The following is a 3,178-nucleotide window of genomic DNA, read 5'->3' as shown; positions in this document are numbered from 1 at the left end:
AGATGGTCTTCGATGACCATGAGATCCCCCAGTCGCAGACGATCCGCAATACCGCCCGCCGCATTCGTGAAGAGGGCGATACGAACTCCCAGGGCCTGGGCAACTCGAACAGGGATGGTCACCGTGGCAGCGTCATAACCCTCGTAGTAATGAAAGCGACCTGCAAAACACAAAACTCTGTGTCCACCGATGCTCCCCGCAACAAGCTTGCTGGCATGCCCCTTGACTGTCGACACAGGGAACCCCGGAATCTCGACGTAGGGAACGATTGTCCGCCCATCCATCCGGTCCACGAAGCTCGACAGACCAGATCCGAGGACGACAGTAATTTCGTACGACTGCCCAATACGCCGCATCAGGCTGTCGACCGCGATGGTCACCTGCTGTCTCAGCTGAGCGCTGTCCATTACTCGACCGACCCCACGACGCTGTAGAAGGCCTGCCCTCCGTAATAAGGCTGGATCTCAAGATCAGGGAACTGTCGGGTCAACGTCGCAACGAGCACATCGAATGACGCCTCAGCAAAGTCGGCGCCCCGGTAAACCGATACCAGAGACTTGTCATCCCAGGTGATGGGAGATTCGCTGAGGTGCATCAGTGCTCCCTCGACCGACTGACCAAGCCCCACAAGCTTGTCGTCGACGAGCAACATATAGTCGCCTTCGTGGACAAGCATTCCAGAGACCGAGGCATTCTTGGTTGCACACGTGACCGCAAAGAAATCTGTCGCCTCGATGGCCTGGTTTGCGACCGCCAGACAGTCGTCATCAGGACCACAGGAAGCCAGCTGGACCAGCGCACTGATAGCCTGCACCGGGTGGCGAGCGTTCAACACGTGCACGTCCTTATCAATGAGGTCGGCGGCCTGTTGTGCGGCCATAATGATATTTTTGTTGTTTGGGAAGACAATGAAGGACTTGGCGTTGCATGCTTTGATGGGATCGACGAAAGCCTCAGTCGGCGGATTCATCGTGTCACCGCCGCCCACGATGATCTGTGCTCCAAGTTTGCGGAAAATTTCGTCAAATCCGACCCCCGGTGACACTACCACGTATGCATGCTGCACGTACTCGTCAGCGCAGCCCTCCGTCGAAGCGAGTGTCTTTGAGGAAGAACCTGCCCCGGATGCCGGGCCGCCGGCATACTCGTTTGCCTGGTATTGCATATCCTCGATGCGCCCCTCCCGTATCGGGGCAAACTTCATGAGGTACTGGATAGTATCGTACGGCTCGTTGGTGTGGACATGGATCTTGGTAAGGCCGCCCGCCGAGGCCATGACAAGGCTATCGCCACGTTCGGTCAGTTTCGCACGGACTTCCGCTTCCGGCAGCGTGTCGGAAGCCACCAGGATCACAGTGTCATAACGGTACGTCAGGTCCTGCGGGCCGACATGCTCCTCGGTCTCATCCTCGACTGTCAGTTTCCCGGAGGCGACCGTCTCACCCCGGAGGCTCATCAACATGCCTTCCAGGAGGGTCACAAGGCCCTCGGCGCCGGCATCCACCACATGGGCTTCCGCCAGTGCGGGAAGCTGCCCAGTCGTCTCCTTGACCGCTTGTCTTCCTGTCCTGATGACCTCGGCCAGGTAATCCGTATAGTCTTCCTGGTGCAGCCCGGCCGCACTCTCGGCCATGCGTCTGACGACGGTCAGGATGGTTCCTTCTACAGGCATGACCACCGCTTTATATGCTACCTCGGTCGCTTTGGTGAGCATCTGTGTGAAATCTGTCGTGGTCAGTACCGGCTTGCTGTCAGCTGCCGTTGCCATGCCGCGGATGATCTGTGACAGGATGACGCCTGAATTTCCGCGCGCCCCAATGAGGGATCCGGCGGACAATGTCGAGACCAACTCTTTCATGGACTTGGGCTGACTCTTCTGGACTTCCTCCAGAGCAGTTCGGAGGGTGAGAGACATGTTCGTGCCGGTGTCTCCGTCGGGCACGGGAAAAACGTTCAGACTGTTGATAAAGGCTTTGCGGGATTCGAGGCTGGCGAGAGCAGCCGTGAACAGCGCCTCAAGCTCACTGTAACCGATTTCTTTCAAGATATCCTCCGGAAGTATTGCTATTCGTTTTCGTTTTCGACGCGAATGGACCAGACCACGACGTTCAGTTCGACTCTCTCCTGCGCAATCCCCGTCATACTGCAGAAGACATAGCGAACCTGTGATACAATGGTACGGGCGACTTCGGAAACACGAAGACCATATTGGAGCCGAACATGAACGGTCACCTCGATCGTGCCGTCTTTTCTGATCTGAGCATCGACGCCCTTCGGTGTCGACAGAAGCGCAAGAGCGCCAGTGAAGCGTTCGGCGAATGTGACGGGAGCCAGCCCTGTCACGCCGTAAACATTCAGGGTAGCCAGCCGGAGGATTTCCTCCATTGCATTCCTGCTGAGAACGACTTTACCTTTTGTATCAGTCATATCCACTCTCCAGGCAAAATGTGGTATTCGATTATACCACCAAACTTGAATTCGTTGGCCTTTGACGTAGAATTAACCTACTTTTTCATGGAGGTTCATCGAAATGAGCAGAGTATGTACTATTTGTGGCAAGGGTCCAATGGTAGGCAACACGGTTAGCCATTCCATTCAGCGCAGTTCTCGTCGTTTCCTGCCGAATCTTCACACAGTACAGGTAGAGATGAACGGCAGGGTTCAGAGGATTCGCGTGTGCGGAAAGTGTCTCAAGAAGCTGAAGGCCACAGCCTGATTCGACGCTTCGACCAATGAGTGAAGAACTTCGGAGCCTGTTGTGGACAGGCTCTAGTTTGCGTGTACTCGACCAGCTCAGGCTCCCCTTCGAGATTGAGTGGATCGAGTGTAGGTCTTACAGAGATGTTTATTCGGTCATCAAGAATATGAACACTCGCGGGGCTCCCGCAATCGGCGTCGCTGCCGCTTATGGTATGGTTCTGGCTGCCCGAGAGGCGGTGACGACTCCGCAGCCCACACAGTTTGTTCTCGACGCTGGCGCCTATCTCAAGAGCGCCCGGCCCACTGCCGTGAACCTTGCCTGGGCCGTCGATCGCTCTCTTGCCGATGGAGCGCCGAGTCTTGGCAAGAACCCACAGGCAGCGGCCGATGAACTGGCTGCGTTCGCGGACAGGCTTGCCCAGGACGACGAGGACCGCAATCTCGCCTTGTCGAAGTATGGTGCCGAACTGTTTCAAGA

General features: G+C 56.4%; 4 protein-coding genes and 1 pseudogene. 2 read left to right on the top strand and 3 right to left on the bottom strand.

Translation table 11 applies throughout. From position 1 onward, the window contains the following. The 3 genes from SMC5_RS05045 to SMC5_RS05035 all read right to left on the bottom strand — a co-directional run. On the bottom strand, positions 1 to 407 hold a 407-nt coding region (locus SMC5_RS05045), incomplete at its 3' end, for a purine-nucleoside phosphorylase (protein WP_165848982.1). Further along, a complete protein-coding gene (locus tag SMC5_RS05040) occupies positions 407 to 2,044 on the bottom strand; it encodes a DAK2 domain-containing protein (protein ID WP_165846565.1) in 1,638 nt (545 codons plus the stop codon). The genes SMC5_RS05045 and SMC5_RS05040, both read right to left, overlap by 1 nt. A gap of 20 nt (positions 2,045 to 2,064) precedes the next feature. Then, positions 2,065 to 2,427 carry an Asp23/Gls24 family envelope stress response protein gene (locus SMC5_RS05035; protein WP_119087309.1) on the bottom strand — a complete coding sequence of 121 codons (363 nt, stop codon included), beginning with the start codon at positions 2,425 to 2,427 and terminating at the stop codon, positions 2,065 to 2,067. A gap of 103 nt (positions 2,428 to 2,530) precedes the next feature. Between SMC5_RS05035 and rpmB the strand changes: the two genes are divergently transcribed. Further along, positions 2,531 to 2,716, top strand: a complete 186-nt coding sequence (gene rpmB, locus SMC5_RS05030) for a 50S ribosomal protein L28 (RefSeq protein ID WP_119088999.1) — start codon at positions 2,531 to 2,533, stop codon at positions 2,714 to 2,716. Positions 2,717 to 2,864: 148 nt separating this feature from the next. Then, positions 2,865 to 3,178: pseudogene (locus SMC5_RS05025) on the top strand (S-methyl-5-thioribose-1-phosphate isomerase); the annotation flags it as partial.

This window comes from Candidatus Cryosericum odellii (assembly GCF_003570935.1).
Lineage (GTDB): Bacteria > Caldisericota > Caldisericia > Cryosericales > Cryosericaceae > Cryosericum > Cryosericum odellii.
This window is presented reverse-complemented; position numbering and strand designations above follow the sequence as displayed.

Excerpts from the sequence above, each read along its gene's own strand:
- SMC5_RS05035 (WP_119087309.1), bottom strand. The coding sequence starts at position 2,427 with ATGACTGATACAAAAGGTAAAGTCGTTCTCAGCAGGAATGCAATGGAG.
- rpmB (WP_119088999.1), top strand. The coding sequence starts at position 2,531 with ATGAGCAGAGTATGTACTATTTGTGGCAAGGGTCCAATGGTAGGCAAC.